We start from the raw sequence: 20,573 nt of genomic DNA, 5'->3' as shown, positions 1-20,573 counted from the left end.
AGCCGCTGAAAAGGGAACGCTTTGAAGCAAATGTAAGCGAATTTACGCGCCCCAGTGCACTCATCGCGAAAGGGAACGCAGCCCCAGGCACATTTTCGGCGGTTCAGCAAAGGTGCAGGGCAAGCGGGCTGCACCGCTACTCCGGCAGCTTCGGCGCCGTTTTCTCCAGCGCCAGCTCAGCCTCCGAGAACTTCCAGGGCCCGCGCACCCCGGGCACACCTTCGGGGGCAATCTGCATTCCGCGGGACTTGATCTGCGGGTCCTCGAAGGCCTGTGCAATGGTGTTGATCGGCCCGGCCGGCACCGTTGCCGCTTCCAGCGCTGTTAACAAGCTCGCTTGCGTCCAATTTGCCAGCACCTCTTCCAGAACCGCCGTCAGCGCTCTGCGGTTTGAAACCCGCAGCTGATTGGTTTGAAAACGCGGGTCCACTTTGGCTTCGGCCAGCCCTAGAACATCGCACAGCCGCTGGAACTGGCCGTCATTGCCCACCGCAAGGATCACATGGCCGTCTTTCACCTCCATCACCTGATAAGGGGCGATATTCGGGTGGTCGTTGCCTAGCCGCGTGGGACTGTTGCCAGTCGCAAGATAGTTCATCGCCTGATTTGCCAGGAGAGCCGTGGCGCAGTCCATCAGCGACATGTCCAGATGCTGCCCCCTGCCCGTGGTGTGGCGCTGCTCCACTGCAGCCAGAATCCCGATGGTGCCGTAAAGCCCGGTGACAATATCGGTAATCGCCACCCCCACCTTCTGCGGCTGCCCGTCCTGCGCACCTGTGATCGACATCAGCCCCGACATGCCTTGCAGCAGAAAGTCATACCCTGCGCGTGCTGCGTAAGGGCCATCCTGTCCGAAACCGGTGACCGAGCAATAAATCAGCCGCGGGTTGATCCGCGACAAGCTTTCATAGTCCAGTCCGTATTTTTTCAGGCCTCCGACCTTGAAGTTCTCAATCAATATATCCGCATCGCGGACCAGATTGATCACCACTTGTCTGCCTTCCTCGGTGCGGAAGTCAGCAGTTACGCAATCCTTGCCGCGGTTGGCAGCGTAATAGTAGGCGGCAGTTTTATCACCTTCCCGTTCAATGAAAGGCGGCCCCCACTTTCGGGTATCGTCACCATCGGGGCTCTCCACCTTAACGACCTCCGCCCCTAGATCCGCCAGCGACTGGCCGATCCACGGTCCTGCCAAGATACGGGCAAGTTCAATCACTTTTAGGCCTGCGAGCGGGGTCATGGACACTCCTTCCTGTTGGCAATTGCTCATTTTCGAACATGCTTAGCTGCTGCCGGGCCATCGGGCAAGATTTGATCAAATTTCGCCCAAACAAAGACGGTGTGACTACTTTCCCTGAAAGAAGTCTTCTGCCTGCCAGTTCTAGTGAAGTTTCCAGTAGCCATTCCACATCAGAAACGTTAGCGTTAACATGTTTTAAACCACCCCTATGCCAGCAGAGGCAATTGAATTGCCCCGCCCATGGCGGCACAATGGCCTGGCTCTGCGGCCCCAATGGAACAGCGATGTAAAATCAATGGTTTCCCGCGTCATTCCAGTTGAACCCTTTGATCTCGTGCTGTTCGGCGCGACCGGCGACCTGGCGCGCCGGAAAATCCTGCCGGCTTTGTTCCACCGCTTTCAAATCGGGCAATTCAACACGGAATGCCGGATCATCGGCAGTTCCCGCAGCGAACTCACTGCGGAAGAGTTCCGCAGCCAGACCGCAGATGCAATCCGGGAATTCGGCCAGGATGTGGGAACCACGCCCGAAGAAATCGCCGCCTTCACCGCGCTTCTGGACTATGCAGCGGTGGACGCGCGCGGAGATGCCGGCTGGGAAGAGTTTCAGGCCAAACTGCGCGATGACGCGGTGCGCGCCTTCTACCTGTCCGTCGGCCCGTCCCTGTTTACGGACATTGCCCGCCGCCTCAGCCAAACGGGTATCGCCACGCCACAGAGCCGCATCGTCCTGGAAAAGCCCTTTGGCCACGACCTGGCTTCAGCGCAAGCGCTGAACGCTGCATTGCGGGAACACTTTGAGGAGCGGCAGATCTACCGGATCGACCATTACCTCGGCAAAGAGACGGTGCAGAACCTGATGGCGCTGCGCTTTGCCAATTCGCTGTTCGAACCGCTGTGGAATTCCTCGCACATCGACCATGTGCAAATCACGGTGGCCGAAAGCATCGGCGTCGAGGGACGGGGCGAATATTACGACAAATCCGGCGCCATGCGGGACATGGTGCAGAACCACCTGATGCAGCTTCTGTGCCTGACCGCGATGGAGCCGCCGGCAAAATTCACGCCCAATGCGGTACGCGATGAAAAGGTCAAGGTGATAGAAGCCTTACGTCCGGTGCCGCAATCCGACATCGCCCGCGGCCAGTACAGAGGCACGAACGGCGGCAAGAAAGGCGATAGCTACCGCGACCACGCAGGCAATGCCGCCAGCCGCACCGAAAGCTATATCGCGCTCAAGGTGGAGGTGGCGAACTGGCGATGGGCCGGCACACCGTTCTATCTGCGCACCGGCAAATGCCTGCGCGAACGGGTGAGCGAGATTGCCGTCTACTTCCGCGATCCGCCTCACAACATCTTCGAAGGCTCCGGCACCGTACACGGAAATGTGCTGGTCATCCGCCTGCAGCCAGATGAAGGCATCACGCTGAAGACTACCATCAAGGACCCCGGCCCCGGGGGCATGCGGCTGACTGGCGCCAACCTGGACATGACATTTGCCGACGAGCTTCCGGAATCCGGCCGCCCTCAGGATGCCTACGAGCGGCTGATCATGGATGTGATCCGCGGCAACCAGACCCTGTTTATGCGTGGCGACGAAGTCGAGGCCGCCTGGGCCTGGGCAGACCCGATTATCGCCGGCTGGCAGGAAACAGGTCATCCCCCTCAACCCTATGACAGCGGCGGTTCCGGCCCGGATGACTCGCTCTTGCTGATCCACCGTGACGGCCGCCGCTGGCGCGGCATCGGAACATAATATAGCTGACCTCCCCTTCGGCCCCCCAGTTTGCTACAAAGGCACCCCATGAGCTTGAACTCCGCACTGGCCACCGTCACCGACCGTATCATCCGCCGCAGCGAGTCCACCCGCGCGGCCTATCTAGAACGGATGCGCGCCGCACAGGGCAAAGGGCCGGCCCGCGCCCATTTGTCCTGCTCCGGCCAGGCCCACGCCTATGCAGCCACGGGCCCAGACCAGCAGACCCTTGCTGAGGCCTCCAAGGGCCACCTGGGAATCGTTACCGCCTATAACGACATGCTGTCGGCGCATCAGCCGTTTGAGACCTATCCGGCCCTGATCCGCGACGCGTTACGCCAAGCCGGCGGCACTGCGCAGGTGGCAGGCGGCGTCCCTGCCATGTGCGACGGTGTCACCCAGGGCGAGGCCGGCATGGAACTGAGCCTGTTTTCCCGCGACACCATCGCCATGGCCGCAGGTGTCGCGCTCAGCCACAACGTTTTTGATGCAGCGGTGTTCCTGGGAGTCTGCGATAAGATCGTGCCCGGGCTGGTGATCGGCGCCCAGGCCTTCGGCCATATCCCGGCAGTGTTCCTGCCCGCGGGCCCGATGACCAGCGGTCTGGCAAATGACGACAAGGCTCATATCCGCCAGAAGTTCGCCGCCGGCGAGATCTCCCGCGAAGAACTGCTGAAGGCGGAGATGGCCGCCTACCACGGCCCCGGCACATGCACCTTCTACGGCACCGCCAACACCAACCAGATGCTGATGGAGTTCATGGGACTGCACCTGCCCGGCTCGTCCTTCGTAAACCCCGGCACCCCCCTGCGCGAGGCGCTGACGGTGGAAGGGGCAAAACGGGCCTTGTCGCTCAGCGCCCTTGGTAACAACTATACCCCGGTCTGCGACGTGCTAGACGAGAAAGCCTATGCCAACGGCATTGTCGGCCTAATGGCCACCGGTGGCTCAACCAACCTGCTGATCCATCTGATCGCAATGGCGCGGGCGGGCGGCATTCTGCTGGACTGGCAGGACTTTGCAGACCTCTCCGACGTGGTGCCGCTCCTGGCCCGGGTCTATCCCAACGGCCTTGCAGACGTGAACCATTTCCACGCCGCCGGCGGCCTCGGCTACATGATCGGCGAGTTGCTGAAGACCGGCCTTTTGCATCCTGACACCAGGACCGTGGCGGGCGAAGGGCTGGAGCATTACACCCAGGAGCCTTTCCTGTCGGAGGACGGCCTCACATTCCGCCCCGGCCCGGGGCAAAGCCTGAACGAAGCGGTGCTGCGCCCGGCGGAGGCGCCGTTCCAGAAAACCGGCGGGCTGAGACGGCTGACAGGCAACCTGGGCACTGCCGTCATCAAGGTCTCGGCGGTCGCGAAAGAGCACCACGTGGTAGAGGCCCCTGCCCGGGTCTTCCACGACCAGGAGGAAGCCAAGACGGCCTTCAAGGCAGGCGAACTGACCGGCGATGTGATCGTGGTGGTGCGCTTCCAAGGCCCCAAGGCCAACGGCATGCCGGAACTGCACAGCCTCACTCCCTTCCTCGGCATCATGCAAGGCCGCGGCCAGAAAGTGGCGCTGGTGACGGATGGCCGGATGTCAGGCGCATCCGGAAAGGTACCGGCCGCGATCCACGTGGTACCCGAAGCCCTGGATGGCGGGCCGATTTCCCGGATCCGGAGTGGCGACTTGGTGCGGCTGGATGCGGTGAAGGGCACACTGGAAGTCCTCACTGAAGGCGCGCTGGACCGCGAACCCGCCACGGCCGACCTGAGCGCCTATCAGCACGGCACCGGCCGCGAGCTGTTTTCCCTGTTCCGCCGCTCGGTTGCTTCAGCCGACGAAGGCGCCAGCGTTTTTGGAGTGTAACTCATGCGGATAAGCCCTCAGGACGCCAGCCTGCGCACCTGCGAGATTTGCGCCCTGGCGCCGGTGATGCCGGTGCTGGTGGTGGAAGATGCGGCCCATGCCCGCCCTCTGGCTGAGTCTTTGGTGGCAGGCGGCCTGCCCGCCTTGGAAGTCACCCTCCGCACAGGTGCGGCGCTGGATGTAATCCGCGAAATGGCACAGGTGAAAGGCGGTGTGGTCGGAGCCGGGACGCTGATCACCCCCAAGGACGCAGAGGCCGCAAAGGAGGCCGGCGCCCGGTTCGGCGTTTCCCCCGGCGCAACCGACTATCTTCTGGATGCATGCGAATCCATCGGCCTGCCGCTTTTGCCTGGCGCCGCCACCGCGACCGAGGCGATGCGCCTGCTGGCCCGCGGCTATGGAATGCTGAAGTTCTTTCCGGCCGAGGCCTCCGGAGGCGCACCAGCGCTAAAGGCCATTGGCGCGCCGCTGCCGCAAATCTCCTTCTGCCCCACAGGCGGCATAAGTCCGGCCAATGCCGAAAGCTACCTCAGCCTGCCCAATGTGGTTTGCGCCGGCGGCAGCTGGGTGGCCCCCAAGGATCTGGTCCAATCCGGAAACTGGACAGCCATCGAAACACTGGCACGCGACGCAAGCAAATTGGGTAAAGGCTGATTATTAAAGGTTCCGGAAGGGGTTGCAGATCCTGTCCGGCGTGCAGTCGGCTTCCTCGATCCGCGAATTTATGCCTCTGGCACACACTGGTTTATCGATGTTTCCAGCTTGTCCACCACTTCAGTGATTTGTTTCTCGGTTATGATGAAAGGCGGCGCCAGCAGGATGTGGTCGCCGTTCCGTCCATCCCGCGTGCCCGACATCGGATAGCATATCAGCCCGGCCTCGAACGCCGCCTTCTTGATCTTGCCCGCCAGACCCAAAGAAGGATCAAAAGGCTCCTTGGTATCGCGGTCAGCCACCAGTTCCACCCCGCGGAACAGTCCGCGGCCGCGGATGTCGCCCACATTAGGATGCAGGCCAAAACGGTCCTCCAGCGCCGCCTGCAGCTTCTCTCCCATTTCCGCACAGCGTTTCACCAGGCCGCGCTCCAGCATCGCCTTTACCACGGCAAGGCCTGCAGCAGTCGCCACAGGGTGGCCGATGTAGGTGTGGCCGTGCTGGAAGAAGCCGGAGCCGTGTTCAATCGCCTCATAGATCTGCCGGGTGCAGAGCATTGCGCCAATCGGCTGGTAGCCGGCGCCCAAGCCCTTAGCGATGCAAAGAATATCAGGCGCCACGCCGTCTGCTTCGCAGGCGAACAGATGCCCGGTGCGGCCCATGCCGCACATCACCTCGTCCAGGATCAGCAGCACACCGTATTGGTCGCAGATCTCGCGGACGCGCTTGAAATAGCCCTCAACCGCCGGCACTGCGCCGGAGGTGGCGCCAACCACAGGCTCCGCCATGAATGCCATCACGGTCTCGGGGCCGAGGCGGAGGATTTCTGCCTCAAGCTCATTCGCCACCCGCTGGCCGTAGTCATAGCTGCTCTCCCCCTCGGCCCGGCCGGTGTATTCGTAGCAGGGCGAGATATGGGAAATGTCGATCAGCAGCGGTGCGAACTGGGTGCGGCGCCATTCGTTGCCGCCTGCGGCCAGCGCGCCAAGGGTATTACCATGGTAGCTCTGCTTGCGGGCGATGATATGGCGGCGCTGCGGCTCGCCGCGCTCCAGGTGGTACTGGCGGGCGAGTTTTATCGCGGCCTCGGTGGCCTCCGATCCGCCGGATACAAAATAAACCCGGTCGATGTCCCCCGGCGCGTTGGCCACCAGCAAGTCCGCCAGCTCTTCCGCCGGTTCCGAGGTGAGGAAACCGGTATGGGCAAAGGCCAGCTTGCCGACCTGCTCCTGCACGGCCTTGATCACATCGGCGTCGGAATGGCCCAGGCAGGAGACTGCCGCGCCGCCGGAGCCGTCGAAATAGCGCTTGCCGCTGGCATCGATCAGGTAACAACCGTCGCCTGCAACAGCAGTGGGCAGGCTGGCTTTGGTGTGGCGGGGAAAGACATGACTCATGATCAGCACTCCTTGAGCGTATGGCCCTGGGCCTTTGCGGCCTGAACGAAAGCGGCGACCGAGGCTGCATTATCTGCAAGAAGCCCGCCCTCTGGTGTTTCGATGTTATTCTCAAATCCGATTCGCGCATCCCCGCCCGTAGCAATAGCAGCCAGCAGGCAGGCGCGTTCATGCCGGCCAAAAGCACAGACAGTCCAGTTGAGACGCATATCCGCCGCAGCGTCACGGAAGGCCGCGAGCCCCCTGGGCTTCGCCAGAACAGGCGGGCTGTACGTGCCCAGAACAAAGATCGCATCGCGCATGACCCCCGGAACGGTGCCGTCCTGGTACCAGGCGCACAGTTGGGCGATGCAGTCCGGACCGTACAGGATATGCTGCACTTCCGTGCCTGCTTCCGCGCACAGGGCATAGGCGCGCGCGGCGAGCTCCGCGTCCCGGGCCATTTCCCTCACCGAGACAGAGGCCGCTGCAGGGCGCAGCTTGTCCAGACAGGTGAGCTGGTCCTCCACGTTGTATAGCCCGGCGCTTTCCGTGGTGATCTGCACGGCCATTGCCGGCGCGCTTTCCCGCACCGCATCAAGGGCTTCACGGTAGCGGCCTGCGTCCAGTGAATGGTGCCCTTCAGCGTCCCGCACATGTAAATGCAAAGCCCTCGCCCCCCCGGAAAAACAAGCGGCGGCGGCCTGTGCTGTCTGTTCGGGCGTCACCGGCAGTTGCGGATGATCCGCACGTGTGCGCCGGGCGCCATTCGGTGCAACCATCAATTTGTACTCTGCCACTGTCTGCCTCCTATGCAGCAAGTCCTGCCGCAATGCAGGCCACGGCCGACGGAACCTTGGACTGTCAGCACAAGCAATCTCAACATCACAATTCCAAAACATTTGTTCTGAAATGGAGTACGTCCGGCGGCGCCTTGCCGACGCAAGCTGAACATCCCGCCTCTGGACCTAAGCAAGCACATGCTCTGGCCCTAACGAATTCTCGGAATCTGACGTTTCTGGTACATAATACGCCTCAGTAGCCCTGTAGGGTGCCAGGCAGCCTGATTCACTTCTAACGCCGAAAGGACATGTCATGGACGGCACGTTCAACGAAAACGATCTCTCCCGTGTGGTCGAGGCCGACAAGGCCCACATGTGGCACCACCTGTTCCAGCACAAGGCGCTGGAAAGCTCCGACCCGCGCATCATTGTCGAAGGCAAGGGCATGCGCGTTTGGGATCAGAACGGCAAGGAGTTCCTGGATGCGGTTTCCGGCGGCGTCTGGACCGTCAACGTCGGCTACGGCCGCGAGAACATTTGCAAGGCGGTATACGACCAGCTGATGAAGGTCTGCTATTTCGCCAACTCCGCGGGCTCCATCCCGGGCGCGCTGTTCGCAGAGAAGTTGATCTCCAAGATGCCGGGCATGACCCGCGTCTACTACACCAACTCCGGTTCCGAGGCCAACGAGAAGGCCTTCAAGATGGTCCGCCAGATCGCCCACAAGAAATATGGCGGCAAGAAAACCAAGATCCTGTACCGCGACCGCGATTACCACGGCTCCACCCTGGCAACTATGTCGGCAGGCGGCCAGGATGAGCGCAACGCCCAGTACGGCCCCTTTGCACCCGACTTTGTCCGCGTCCCGCACTGCATGGAATACCGCAAGCATGAGCTGGGCCTGGAGCATCTTTCGGGCCGCGAATTCGGCATCGCCGCTGCTGACGCCATCGAAGAAGTCATCCTGCGGGAAGGCCCGGAAACCGTTGGTGCCCTGTGCCTGGAGCCGGTGACCGCGGGCGGCGGCGTGATCGAAGCGCCGGAAGGCTATTGGGAGCGTGTGCAGGAGATCTGTAAGAAGTACGATGTGCTGCTGCATATCGACGAGGTTGTCTGCGGCGTTGGCCGTACCGGCAAATGGTTCGGCTATCAGCAGTACGGCATCAAGCCCGATTTCGTGACTATGGCCAAAGGTGTGGCCTCCGGTTATGCGGCAATTGCCTGTATGGTTACCACTGAGGAAGTCTTTGAGATGTTCAAGGACGACACCTCCGATCCGATGAACTACTTCCGCGACATTTCCACCTTCGGCGGCTGCACCGCGGGCCCCGCAGCGGCGCTGGTGAACATGCAGATCATCGAGGACGAAAACCTGCTGGATAACTGCGCAGCCATGGGCGAGCGGATGCTGGACAACCTGCGCAAGCTGCAAGAGAAGCACGCCGTGATCGGCGATGTACGCGGCAAGGGTCTGTTCCTGGGTGCCGAGCTGGTGCAGGATCGCGAAACCAAGGAGCCGGTGGACGAGAAGCTGGCCCAGCAGGTCGTCGCGGAATGCGGAGCGCAGGGTGTGATCATCGGCGTCACCAATCGCTCGCTGCCGGGCCGCAACAACACCCTGTGCTTCAGCCCGGCGCTGATCGCCACCGCGGACGACATCGACCAGATCTGCGATGCGGTCGACAAGGCCCTGACCAAAGTTTTCGGCTGACAACCTCTCCCTGTTAGACGAACAAACTGCGCCCCGGAAGTTCCGGGGCGTCTTCTTTGGCAGCGGCCTACCCGGCTCCGTCCTGGAAAATCAGGTCAGGACGGCCGCTGGCTGACCCAGCAAAAAATCCGGCCGCCGCCAGTTTATCAAGCATCCTTTGACAATAGGCGCGCTGCAATCTCCACTTTAGGGCGGAGCAAACCACAGTTTCCTCCGAACCGGCTCTAAGTCCAGATTGCACCGCGTTTAAGTCCACCCTAATGTGGCAGCCATGGCCATCTCCGTCGACACATTCTTTCTGAACCCGGACGCTCAAGGCACCCTGCAGGCGCAGATCCAGGAAATGATTGCCGAAGGCATTCTTTCTGGCCGCTTCCGGGTCGGGGAGAAGCTGCCGTCCTCACGTAAGCTGGCCGCGCATCTGGGTATCAGCCGGATCACGGTGACGCTGGCCTACACGGAGCTTTTGGCAAACGATTATCTCACCTCGCGCGGGCGGTCGGGGTATTTTGTCTCAGACAATGCGCCGGTGCCGCCCTCCTATACGCCGCAGCAGAAATCCGGTGATACGGTGGACTGGGGTAAGGTGCTGGCGCGCAGCTTCACTGGCGGCGACACGCCCCGCAAACCGCAGGACTGGCGCGATTACCGTTACCCGTTCATCTACGGGCAGGCCGACGCCTCCCTGTTTGATCACGCGAACTGGCGGCTGTGCGCACTGCGCGCCTTGGGGCAGAAGGACTTTGCCGCACTCGCCAATGACTATTTCGACCAGGACGACCCGCTTCTGCTGGAATACATCGCCCGGCACACCCTGCCGCGGCGTGGAATCACGGCTAGGCCGGAGGAAATCCTGATCACGCTGGGCGCCCAGAACGCCCTTTGGATTACCTGCCAGCTGCTTTTGAACCGCGGGCGGCGGGCAGCGGTGGAAGACCCGGCTTACTACACCCTGCGAGACCAGGTCGTGCAGACCCGATGCCAGGTCGATTGCATCCCGGTGGATGAGCGCGGACTGCCGCCGGGCAGCATTCCTGATGATACCAACGTCATTTTCTGCACCCCCAGTCACCAGAGCCCCACCACTTTCACGATGCCGATGGAACGGCGCAAGGAATTGTTGCGGCGGGCCGGCGAGATCGATGCGGTTATTGTCGAAGACGACTACGAGTTCGAAATGTCCTTCCTGGGTGCACCTTCGCCGTCGTTGAAGTCGCTCGATACGGAAGGGAGGGTGATTTATGCAGGCAGCTTCTCAAAATCACTGTTTCCGGGTTTGCGGCTAGGCTATCTCGTCGGCTCCGAGCCCTTCATCCGCCAGGCCCGCGCATTGCGGGCCAGCGTACTGCGGCACCCCCCCGGCCACGTGCAGCGCACGGTCGCCTACTTCCTCTCGCTCGGCCACTACGATGCTCAGATCCGGCGCATTGCCAAGGTCCTGCACGACCGGCGTGCCGTTATTGAGGACGCCATCCGCAAACACGGCCTGACCATTGCCGGAGTTGGCAGCTTTGGCGGTTCAGCGCTGTGGATGCAGGCCCCGGAAGATGTGGATGCCACCGCCGTCGCCGAACGGCTGCGGGACGAGAGCGTCATCATCGAGCCCGGCGCCCCGTTTTTCTCGGCGGAACACCGCAAGCAGAACTTCTACAGGCTGGGCTATTCCTCGATTCCGGCCACCCGAATCGAACCGGGCCTGGCTTTGCTGGCGCAAGAGCTGAAACAGCGCTGAACACTGCACCTGTTCCGCAGGGTCAAATCCGTTAAATGATACAAAACGTATCACCCAACGATACATACAGATTAAGGTTCTTAACGGGCGTTACCGGCTGAACCTTATGTGAAAAACCCTTCCGGCTACTTTCATGAGTCCAGTTTTGGACCTATTCCAGCAGATCAACTGGCCCTAACCGGACCTCCCGCTCCCGCCTAAACCAGAGTCAATTCCCGGCACACCTGCCCGGGCGGATTATGCGTCTCACTCAGGAGCAATACCCATGAAAATGACCACCGAAGAAGCCTTCGTCAAAGTGCTTCAGATGCACGGCATCGAGCATGCCTTTGGTATTATCGGCTCGGCAATGATGCCGATCTCCGACATCTTCGAGCCGGCAGGCATCACCTTCTGGGATTGCGCGCATGAAGGCTCCGGCGGCATGATGGCGGACGGCTACACCCGCGCCACCGGCAAGATGTCGATGATGATCGCACAGAACGGCCCCGGCATCACCAACTTCGTGACCGCGGTGAAGACCGCCTATTGGAACCACACTCCGCTGCTGCTGGTCACCCCGCAGGCGGCAAACAAGACTATGGGCCAAGGCGGCTTCCAGGAAATGGAACAGATGCGTTTGTTCGCGGACTGCGTTTGCTACCAGGAAGAAGTACGCGACCCGTCCCGCATGGCTGAAGTGCTGAACCGCGTGATCATGCAGGCCAAGCGCAACTCCGCACCGGCCCAGATCAATGTGCCGCGCGACTATTTCACCCAAGTGGTGGACATCGAACTGCCGGCCGTTGTTGATTTCGAACGCCCCGCAGGCGGCACCGACGCTGTCAATGAGGCAGCCGAACTGCTGTCCAGCGCCAAATTCCCGGTCATCCTGAACGGTGCCGGCGTTGTCATTGGCGGCGCCATTCCGTCGTCCATCGCCCTGGCCGAACGTCTGGACGCCCCGGTCTGCGTAGGCTACCAGCACAACGACGCTTTCCCCGGCTCGCACCCGCTGTTTGCTGGCCCGCTGGGCTACAACGGCTCCAAGGCCGGCATGGAACTGATCTCGAAGGCGGACGTTGTCCTGGCCCTGGGCACCCGCCTGAACCCGTTCTCGACCCTGCCCGGCTACGGCATCGACTACTGGCCGACCGAAGCGAAGATCATCCAGGTTGACATCAACCCGGACCGCATCGGCCTGACCAAGAAAGTCACTGTCGGCATCGTCGGCGATGCCAAGCAGGTTGCAGACACCATCCTGGAAAAACTCTCCGCCACCGCAGGCGATGAGGGCCGTGAGGAGCGCAAGGCGCTGATCGCGCACACCAAGTCCGCTTGGGCCCAGGAACTGTCCTCGATGGACCATGAGCAAGACGATCCCGGCACCACCTGGAACGAGCGCGCTCGCGCTGCCAAACCCGACTGGCTGTCGCCGCGCCGCGCATGGCGTGCGATCCAGGCCGGCTTGCCGAAGGATGCGATCATCTCCTCCGACATCGGCAACAACTGCGCTATCGGCAACGCTTACCCGTCCTTCGAGGAAGGCCGCAAGTATCTGGCCCCCGGCCTGTTCGGCCCCTGCGGCTATGGCCTGCCGGCGGTTGTCGGCGCTAAGATCGGCTGCCCGGACGTGCCGGTTGTCGGCTTCTCCGGTGACGGCGCCTTCGGCATCGCGGTGACCGAACTGACCGCAATCGGCCGCGAGGAATGGCCCGCGATCACCCAGGTTGTCTTCCGCAACTACCAGTGGGGCGCGGAAAAGCGGAACTCCACCCTGTGGTTCGACGACAACTTTGTCGGCACCGAATTGGACACCCAGGTGTCCTATGCCGGCATCGCGCAGGCCTGCGGCCTGAAAGGTGTCGTGGCCCGCACTCAGGACGAGCTGACCGAGGCGCTGCGCCAGGCCTGCGAAGACCAGAAGAAAGGCATCACCACCCTGATCGAAGCCTTGATCAACCAGGAACTTGGTGAGCCCTTCCGCCGTGACGCGATGAAGAAACCGGTTCAAGTTGCAGGCATCAGCAAGGACGACATGCGTCCGCAGAAGGTCTGAACCCAATGCTCCTGCCCTTTGACCTCTCCATGGGCCAGGGGCTCTATCTGGCCGCCGCGTTATTCGCGGCGGCCGTTATCCGGGGCTTCTCCGGTTTCGGGTTTTCCGCGATCTTCATCATCCTGGCGGCGCTGACCACTAACCCGCTGCCGCTGATCCCGGTGGTGTTTTCCTGCGAAATCGCCATGACCGCCTTTCAGGCACGGGACATCCGCCCGCATATCGACTGGCGCCGCGCAATTGCCCTTTTGGCAGGTGCTGCCGTCGCCACCGTTCCCGCCATTGCCATCATGGCAAGGCTGGGCGAGCAGGAAGCACGGCTGGCGATTTCGAGCCTGATTCTGGTGCTGAGCCTGGTTTTGCTCAGCGGCTGGCAGCTGACGCGCCCGGTGGGGCGCAACGGCAACGTCGGCGTGGGTGCCATTGCAGGGATCGCAAACAGCGCCGGTGTCGGCGGCCTTCCGGTGGCAGCTTTTCTGACCGCGCAGCCGGTGCCGCCTGCGGTGTTCCGCGCCACGATGATCGTGTTCCTGACCGGCATCGATGTGATGGCTCTGCCGGTTATGGCCGCCAACGGGCTGGTCGGGCCGGAAACCCTGACCGGCATCCTGCTGGCCTTTCCCATTCTGGGCCTCGGCATCTGGGCCGGGTCTCATAGCTTCAAGGCGGTCTCGCAGACGCTGTTCCGCCGCGCGGTGGTTCTGATGCTGACCGCGCTGTCGCTGATCAATATCGCACGGCTGGCGTTTTGACCGTCCGCCCTGCCCCGCAACCGCTGTTACAGGACAATGCCCGTGACCCAGACCCTATCCCCGCTTGAACTGCTGAAGGCCAGCCCCCCGGCGGCCCGCCCCGTTGTCGCTCTCAGTGAGGGCACCGATCCCCGCGTGGTTGCTGGCGCCCTGGCGGCGCATCAAGCGGGCATTGCCGATGTGATCCTTGTCGGCCCGAAGGCTGAAGTCGAAGCTGCACTGCAGGCGGAAAGCGCCAGCGCCAGCGTCGGCGTCGCCATCCACGACCCCGCTTCATCGGAGCTGACTGCCGCCTTCGCCACCGAGTACTATGAACTGCGCAAGCACAAGGGCGTAGATGAAGCCAAGGCACGTGCCGCAGCCGAAACCCCGCTGGTATACGCCGCAATGCTGGTTCGGCTGGGCCATGCCACCGGCACCGTCGGCGGCGCCGTGCACACCACCGGTGACGTGGTGCGCAGCGCCATTCAGGTGATCGGCATGGCCCCGGATGCCGGTATGGTCTCCTCATTCTTCCTGATGTACCCGCCCGAAGGCGCGCCGATTGGCGCCCGGGCGATGCTCTACTCCGACTGCGGGCTGGTAATTGATCCCAAACCTTCCGAGATGGTCGCCATCGCCGCCGCCTCGGCCCGATCGGCCCGCGCGCTGCTTCGGGTGGACCCGAAGCTGGCGTTTCTCAGCTTCTCCACCACCGGCAGTGCCAAACACCCCGCAGTGGACAAAGTGACCGAAGCCCTCAGCCTGTTCCGGGAAACCTATCCTGACGTGCCCGCTGATGGCGAACTGCAATTCGACGCAGCCTTTGTACCCGCGGTCGGGGAGCGCAAGTCGCCCGGCTCCAGCGTCGCAGGCCAAGCCAATGTGATGATCTTCCCCAATCTGGATGCCGGCAACATCGGCTACAAGATCACCCAGCGGCTGGGCGGCTATTCCGCCATCGGCCCGGTCCTGCAGGGGCTGGCAAAACCCGCCAACGACCTGTCGCGCGGCTGCAGCGCCGAAGATGTCACCCAAATCATCGCCGTCACCATTCTGCAGGCGAACCCGTAAATCCACCTTTTGGGCACGACGCACTCTTGACCCCAGGCCAGAATGTGCAACCCATGGGTCTATCAGGAAAGTTTCCCGCCATGTCCGTTCTGACACAAATAACATCTCTGCAATCGGGTGAATTGCAAAACAAACTCCGCCAACTCCTGCCAGGGGTGGCGGTGTCGGCCCTAGTTGCCATCACAGCGCAGTTCCTTGCGGAGCACTACGCGACACCCGCCATGCTGCTGGCACTGCTTCTGGGGATCGCCGTCAGCTTCCTGGGCGAAGAGGGCAAGACCGTGCCTGGCATTGCCTTTTCCGCCCGCTCGCTGCTACGGCTCGGCGTTGCCCTGCTGGGCGTACGCATCTCAATGTCGCTGATGATGGGGCTGGGCTGGGATCTGATTGCGCTGGTGGTCGGCGGCGTGGTTGCCACCATTCTCTTTGGCCTCGCCGTGGCGCGGTTCTTCGGCCACAAGTGGCGCTTTGCCTTTCTGACCGCAGGCTCGGTGGCGATCTGCGGCGCCTCGGCGGCAATGGCGATCAGCGCCATCCTGCCCCGTGACGAACGTTCCGAGGAGCGGCTGATCTTTACCGTGATGGGCGTGACGGTGCTATCGACGGTGGCGATGATCGCCTATCCGATCCTGGTGAACCTGCTGGAGCTGAACTCCATCCAGGCAGGCGTGTTCCTGGGCGGCACCATCCACGACGTGGCGCAAGTGGTCGGCGCGGGCTTTTCGATCTCCGAGCAAACCGGCGACACCGCAACTCTGGTCAAGCTGATGCGGGTGGCGATGCTGGCCCCGATCGTGCTGGCGGCCTCGCTGATGATCCGCTCTTTTGCCGAGCTGCCCAGCGACGGCAAACGTCCGCCGGTCCTGCCGGGCTTTGTGATCGCATTCCTGGTGCTGGCGGGGATCAACTCCTTTGGCCTGATCCCGGCGGCCATTACTGAATTCCTCAGCCACGCGTCGCGCTGGCTGCTGCTTACCGCAATCGCTGCGGTGGGTATGAAAACAAATCTGAAACAGGTCCTGGCCGTAGGAGGCGCGGCCATTGCCCTGATCATCGTTGAAACTCTGTTCATTGCCGGGCTGATCCTGGCGGGGATTGAGCTGTTGACCTGATCGGGAGACCAGAAGGGAGGCCAGATGACATTCCAGCAACCCCGGGTGGACACGTCCCCCCCTGTATCCGACGAGGTGCGGAAAACCACCTGCTACATGTGCGCCTGCCGCTGCGGCATCAATGTTCACATGAAGGACAGCAAGGTCGCCTATATCGAAGGCAACCGCGACCATCCGGTGAACAAGGGCGTGCTCTGCGCCAAGGGGTCTGCGGGGATCATGCAGGTGAACGCGCCTTCGCGGCTGCGCGCCCCGCTCAAGCGGGTTGGGCCGCGCGGGTCGGGCGATTTCCGGGAGATTTCCTGGGACGAGGCGATCAGCACCGCCGTCGGCTGGCTGAACGAGCTGCACGAAACCGCGCCGCAAAAACTGGCCTTTTTCACCGGGCGCGACCAGAGCCAGAGCTTCACCAGCTTCTGGGCGCAGAATTTCGGCACTCCGAACTACGCCGCGCACGGCGGCTTCTGCTCGGTCAACATGGCGACTGCCGGGATCTACACGATGGGCGGCGCGTTCTGGGAATTCGGCCAGCCCGACTGGGAGCACACCAAGCTGTTCATGCTGTTCGGCGTGGCCGAGGACCATGACTCCAACCCGATCAAGATGGGCATCGGCAAGATCAAGAAGCGCGGCGCGCGGGTGATCGGCGTGAACCCGATCCGCTCCGGCTATAACGCGGTGGCGGATGACTGGGTCGGCATCACCCCAGGCACAGACGGGCTGTTCATCCTGTCGCTGATCCATGTGCTGATGAAGGCAGGCAAGATCGACCTCGACTACCTTAGCCGCTACACCAACGCGCCGGTGCTGATCAACGCCTCCAAAGGCCCGGAAAACGGCCTGTTCCTGCGCGATGACGCCGGCAAAATGCTGGTGATCGACCGTAACACCGGCGAGCTCACACCCTTCGACCAGCCCGGTGTGCGCCCGGACCTGACAGCCGTTTACGAGAAGGACGGCGTAACCCACCGGCCGGTCTTCCACCTGATGGCAGAACGCTACCTGTCGCCGGACTACGCGCCCGAGGCCATTGCGGACAAATGCGGCATCCCGGCCAAGCGGATCCGCGCCATTGCCGGCGAGCTGGCCCGCGTTGCCTTTGACGAGGCGTTCGAGCTGAACGTCGAATGGACCGATTTCCGCGGCGAGACACACAGCAAGATGACCGGCCGCCCGGTGTCGATGCACGCGATGCGCGGGGTGTCGGCGCACGCCAACGGCTTCCAGACCTGCCGCGCGCTGCATGTGCTGCAGATCCTCCTGGGCACCGTCGAGGTACCCGGCGGCTTCCGCTTCAAGCCGCCCTACCCCAAACCCATCGAGGCCCACCCCACCCCGCACGGCGACCGCCGCCCCGGCCGTCCGCTGGATGGCCCGCACCTCGGCTTCCCGCGCGGCCCCGAGGATCTGCTGCTGGACGAAAACGGCAAGCCCCAGCGCATCGACAAGGCGTTCACCTGGGAGAACCCGATGTCGGCGCATGGGCTGATGCATATGGTGATCTCCAACGCCTATGCAGGCGATCCGTACAAGATCGACACCCTGTTCATGTACATGGCCAACATGTCGTGGAACTCCTCGATGAACACCAAGGGCGTGATGGAGATGCTGAGCGCCCGCAACGACGGCGGCGGTTACATGATCCCGCATATCATCTATTCCGATGCCTATTCGTCGGAGATGGTGGCCTATGCCGATCTGATCCTGCCTGACACCACCTATCTGGAGCGGCATGATTGCATTTCGCTGCTGGACCGTCCGATCTGCGAGGCGGATGCGGCGGCCGATGCGATCCGCTGGCCGGTGATCGAGCCCGACCGCGATGTGCGCGGCTTCCAGTCCGTGCTGATCGAACTGGCCAACCGAATGAGCCTGCCGGGCTTCACCAACGATGACGGCAGCCCCAAGTGGAAGGATTACGCCGACTACATCGTCAACCACGAGCGCAAGCCGGGCATCGGCCCGCTGGCAGGCTTTCGCGGTGAAAACGGCGACAAGGAAGGCCGGGGCGAGGTGAACCCGGATCAGCTGAACAAATACATCGAAAACGGCGGATTCTACGTCGCCCACATCCCGGAAGGCGCGGACTATTACAAACCCTGGAACGCCGCTTACCAGGACTGGGCGGTGGGCATGGGCATCTACGACAGCCCGCAACCCTATCTGTTCCAGCTCTACGTCGAACCGATGCGCAAGTTCCAGCTGGCTGCCGAAGGCCATGGCGAGCGCCAGCCGCCCGAACACCTGCGCCAGCGGGTCAAGGACGTGATGGACCCGCTGCCGATTTGGTACGAGACCGACCAGCAGGGCAACGAAGGCTTTACCGTCAACGCACTGACCCAGCGCCCGATGGCGATGTACCACTCCTGGGGCACCCAGAACGCCTGGCTGCGGCAGCTGCACGGCCGCAATCCCATGTATGTGCCAACCAAGCTGATGCGCGAGCACGGGCTGCAGGACGGCGACTGGGCGAAGGTCACCTCACCGCACGGCGAAATCACCGTGCCGGTGATGGAGATGGCCGCGCTCAACGACAACACCGTCTGGACCTGGAACGCCATCGGCAAGCGTAAGGGCGCCTGGGCACTGGAGGAGGATGCGCCCGAGGCCACTAAGGGCTTCCTGCTCAATCACCTGATCCACGAACTTCTTCCGCCCAAGGGCGATGGCATGCGGTGGGCCAACTCGGACCCGATCACCGGCCAGGCCGCTTGGTTCGATCTGAAGGTCAAAATCGAAAAGGCCGCTGCTCCGGGAGACATGCAGGAAAGCAAACCGGCCTTCCCGGCGCAGGAATCCCCGGTCGGCACCGGCCCGAAAGAACTGAAGTGGAAAGTAGGCAAATGACCGAGCTCCCCAACGCCACAGAGCGAAAGATGGGTCTGGTCATTGACCTGGACACTTGCGTCGGCTGCCATGCCTGCGTGATCTCCTGCAAAGGCTGGAACACGGAAAACTACGGCGCGCCGCTGTCGGATCAGAACCCCTATGGCGGCGATCCCTCGGGCACCTTCCTGAACCGGGTGCATTCCTACGAGGTTCAGCCGGCGGAAGGCCACGCCCAGCTGATCCATTTTCCCAAGTCGTGCCTGCATTGCGAGGATGCTCCTTGCGTCACTGTCTGCCCCACCGGCGCCAGCTATAAGCGTGCCGAGGATGGCATCGTTCTGGTGAACGAGGACCACTGCATCGGCTGCGGTCTCTGCGCTTGGTCTTGCCCCTACGGAGCCAGGGAGCTGGACCTGGCCGAGGGCGTGATGAAGAAATGCACCCTTTGCGTAGACCGGATCTATAATGAGAACCTGCCGGAGGTGGACCGCATTCCCTCCTGCGTGCGGACTTGCCCTGCGGGCGCACGGCATTTCGGCGATCTGGGCGACCCGGACAGCGATGTTTCCCAACTGGTGGCAGAGCGTGGCGGCATGGACTTGATGCCGGAGATGGGCACCAAACCAGTGAACAAGTACCTCCCGCCCCGCCCCAAGGACACCATCGAAGAGGAAATCGACATCCTCGCGCCTCTGTTGGCGCCGGTGGCCGAAGAGCCGCAGGGTTTCATGGGCTGGCTCGACAAAGCTCTCGATAAACTTCCGGGAGGAGCGAACTGATGCATCCGGCACCATCCGTCATCATTTTCACTACTCTGTCAGGTTTGGGCTTCGGTCTGCTGTTCTTCCTGGGCCTCGGTCAGCCTGCGGCAACCGGCACCGTGGCCTTTGTGTTCTATGCCATCGCCTATGGCCTTGCCTGCGGCGGCCTTCTGGCATCCACCTTCCACCTCGGCCGCCCCGAACGTGCATGGCGCGCCTTCACCCAGTGGAAAACCAGCTGGCTCAGCCGCGAGGGCGTCTGTGCCGTTGCCGCGCTGATCATCATGGGGCTCTACGCGCTTGGCGCCGTGTTCCTGGACAGCGATTGGACCTTGCTGGGCTGGATCGGCGCAGCATTGAGCCTCGCTACTGTCTTCACGACGTCCATGATCTACACCCAGCTCAAGACCGTTCCGCGCTGGAACATGGCACTGACACCGGCAATGTTCCTCGCCTTCAGCCTGGCGGGCGGCGCGCTGCTGGCCGGAGCCGAAAGCGTCGCGCCTTGGCTGCTGGCCATCGCCGGTGCGCTTCAGCTGGCCTATTGGGCCAAGGGCGACAAGGCGCTGGAGAGATCCGGCACCAACCTGGGCACGGCCACTGGCCTCGGGGATCGCGGTGCCGTGCGCGCATTCGAGCCGCCGCACACAGGGTCGAACTACCTATTGCGCGAATTCGTGCATCTGGTCGGCCGCAAACACGCGCAGAAGCTGCGGATGATTGCCTTCACCCTTGGCTTCGCCTTGCCGCTGCTGCTGATCCTGACCCCGGTTCAGGGTTTTGTGATAAAGCACGTGTTTGCCGCTCTCGCGGTGCTATCGCACCTGGCGGGCGTTGCCGCCTCGCGCTGGCTGTTCTTTGCTCAGGCCGAACATGTGGTCGGCCTTTACTACGGCAAACGCTGAAATTTCCCGGGGCGC

At 62.5% G+C, this 20,573-nt stretch carries 15 protein-coding genes; 12 read left to right on the top strand and 3 right to left on the bottom strand.

What is annotated here, in order from left to right; genetic code table 11:
• Nucleotides 1–136: 136 nt before the first annotated feature.
• Nucleotides 137–1,240, bottom strand: coding sequence for a CaiB/BaiF CoA transferase family protein (locus KUV26_RS09700; protein ID WP_222508187.1), 1,104 nt, complete (start codon nucleotides 1,238–1,240; stop codon nucleotides 137–139).
• A gap of 295 nt (nucleotides 1,241–1,535) precedes the next feature.
• Between KUV26_RS09700 and zwf the strand changes: the two genes are divergently transcribed.
• From zwf to eda, 3 genes are read left to right on the top strand one after another with little or no spacing between them, the layout of a single operon-like run.
• Nucleotides 1,536–2,996, top strand: a complete 1,461-nt coding sequence (gene zwf / locus KUV26_RS09695; RefSeq protein WP_222503328.1) for a glucose-6-phosphate dehydrogenase — start codon at nucleotides 1,536–1,538, stop codon at nucleotides 2,994–2,996.
• A 48-nt stretch (nucleotides 2,997–3,044) separates the two neighbouring features.
• Nucleotides 3,045–4,853: a phosphogluconate dehydratase gene (edd, locus tag KUV26_RS09690; protein ID WP_222508186.1), complete on the top strand. Its 1,809-nt coding sequence runs from the start codon at nucleotides 3,045–3,047 to the stop codon at nucleotides 4,851–4,853.
• A gap of 3 nt (nucleotides 4,854–4,856) precedes the next feature.
• Nucleotides 4,857–5,507 carry a bifunctional 4-hydroxy-2-oxoglutarate aldolase/2-dehydro-3-deoxy-phosphogluconate aldolase gene (gene eda, locus KUV26_RS09685; protein WP_222503326.1) on the top strand — a complete coding sequence of 217 codons (651 nt, stop codon included), beginning with the start codon at nucleotides 4,857–4,859 and terminating at the stop codon, nucleotides 5,505–5,507.
• 68 nt (nucleotides 5,508–5,575) lie between these two features.
• Here eda and KUV26_RS09680 read toward each other — a convergent pair whose 3' ends face one another.
• Together KUV26_RS09680 and KUV26_RS09675 are read right to left on the bottom strand one after the other, a co-directional pair.
• Nucleotides 5,576–6,904 (bottom strand): aspartate aminotransferase family protein, encoded by a 1,329-nt coding sequence (locus KUV26_RS09680; RefSeq protein WP_222508185.1) that lies wholly within the window; start codon nucleotides 6,902–6,904, stop codon nucleotides 5,576–5,578.
• A gap of 2 nt (nucleotides 6,905–6,906) precedes the next feature.
• Nucleotides 6,907–7,683 carry a 3-keto-5-aminohexanoate cleavage protein gene (locus KUV26_RS09675; protein ID WP_222508184.1) on the bottom strand — a complete coding sequence of 259 codons (777 nt, stop codon included), beginning with the start codon at nucleotides 7,681–7,683 and terminating at the stop codon, nucleotides 6,907–6,909.
• 295 nt (nucleotides 7,684–7,978) lie between these two features.
• Between KUV26_RS09675 and KUV26_RS09670 the strand changes: the two genes are divergently transcribed.
• The 9 genes from KUV26_RS09670 to KUV26_RS09630 all read left to right on the top strand — a co-directional run bounded on the left by KUV26_RS09670 (nucleotide 7,979) and on the right by KUV26_RS09630 (nucleotide 20,558).
• Entirely contained in the window at nucleotides 7,979–9,376 is a 1,398-nt protein-coding gene (locus KUV26_RS09670; protein WP_222508183.1) for an aspartate aminotransferase family protein, read from the top strand.
• 271 nt (nucleotides 9,377–9,647) lie between these two features.
• Nucleotides 9,648–11,108, top strand: coding sequence for a PLP-dependent aminotransferase family protein (locus KUV26_RS09665; RefSeq protein WP_222508182.1), 1,461 nt, complete (start codon nucleotides 9,648–9,650; stop codon nucleotides 11,106–11,108).
• A gap of 265 nt (nucleotides 11,109–11,373) precedes the next feature.
• Nucleotides 11,374–13,146 (top strand): sulfoacetaldehyde acetyltransferase, encoded by a 1,773-nt coding sequence (gene xsc, locus KUV26_RS09660; RefSeq protein WP_222503322.1) that lies wholly within the window; start codon nucleotides 11,374–11,376, stop codon nucleotides 13,144–13,146.
• A gap of 5 nt (nucleotides 13,147–13,151) precedes the next feature.
• Nucleotides 13,152–13,898, top strand: a complete 747-nt coding sequence (locus KUV26_RS09655; RefSeq protein WP_222508181.1) for a sulfite exporter TauE/SafE family protein — start codon at nucleotides 13,152–13,154, stop codon at nucleotides 13,896–13,898.
• A gap of 42 nt (nucleotides 13,899–13,940) precedes the next feature.
• Nucleotides 13,941–14,951: a phosphate acetyltransferase gene (pta, locus tag KUV26_RS09650; RefSeq protein ID WP_315900098.1), complete on the top strand. Its 1,011-nt coding sequence runs from the start codon at nucleotides 13,941–13,943 to the stop codon at nucleotides 14,949–14,951.
• A gap of 80 nt (nucleotides 14,952–15,031) precedes the next feature.
• Complete coding sequence (locus tag KUV26_RS09645; protein WP_222503319.1) at nucleotides 15,032–16,063, top strand: YeiH family protein; 1,032 nt, start codon at nucleotides 15,032–15,034, stop codon at nucleotides 16,061–16,063.
• Nucleotides 16,064–16,087: 24 nt separating this feature from the next.
• On the top strand, nucleotides 16,088–18,910 hold the full coding sequence (locus KUV26_RS09640) for a molybdopterin oxidoreductase family protein (RefSeq protein WP_222508179.1): 2,823 nt from the start codon (nucleotides 16,088–16,090) through the stop codon (nucleotides 18,908–18,910).
• Complete coding sequence (locus KUV26_RS09635) at nucleotides 18,907–19,671, top strand: 4Fe-4S dicluster domain-containing protein (RefSeq protein ID WP_222503317.1); 765 nt, start codon at nucleotides 18,907–18,909, stop codon at nucleotides 19,669–19,671. Before KUV26_RS09640 ends, KUV26_RS09635 begins: the two co-directional genes overlap by 4 nt.
• Nucleotides 19,671–20,558 (top strand): dimethyl sulfoxide reductase anchor subunit family protein, encoded by an 888-nt coding sequence (locus KUV26_RS09630; protein WP_222508178.1) that lies wholly within the window; start codon nucleotides 19,671–19,673, stop codon nucleotides 20,556–20,558. The genes KUV26_RS09635 and KUV26_RS09630 overlap by 1 nt, the downstream gene beginning before the upstream one ends.
• Nucleotides 20,559–20,573 lie beyond the last annotated feature (15 nt).

Source organism: Leisingera daeponensis, from assembly GCF_019801465.1.
GTDB lineage: Bacteria > Pseudomonadota > Alphaproteobacteria > Rhodobacterales > Rhodobacteraceae > Leisingera > Leisingera daeponensis_A.
Note: the sequence above shows the minus strand (reverse complement) of the source record. Positions and strands in the feature narration are given on the sequence as shown.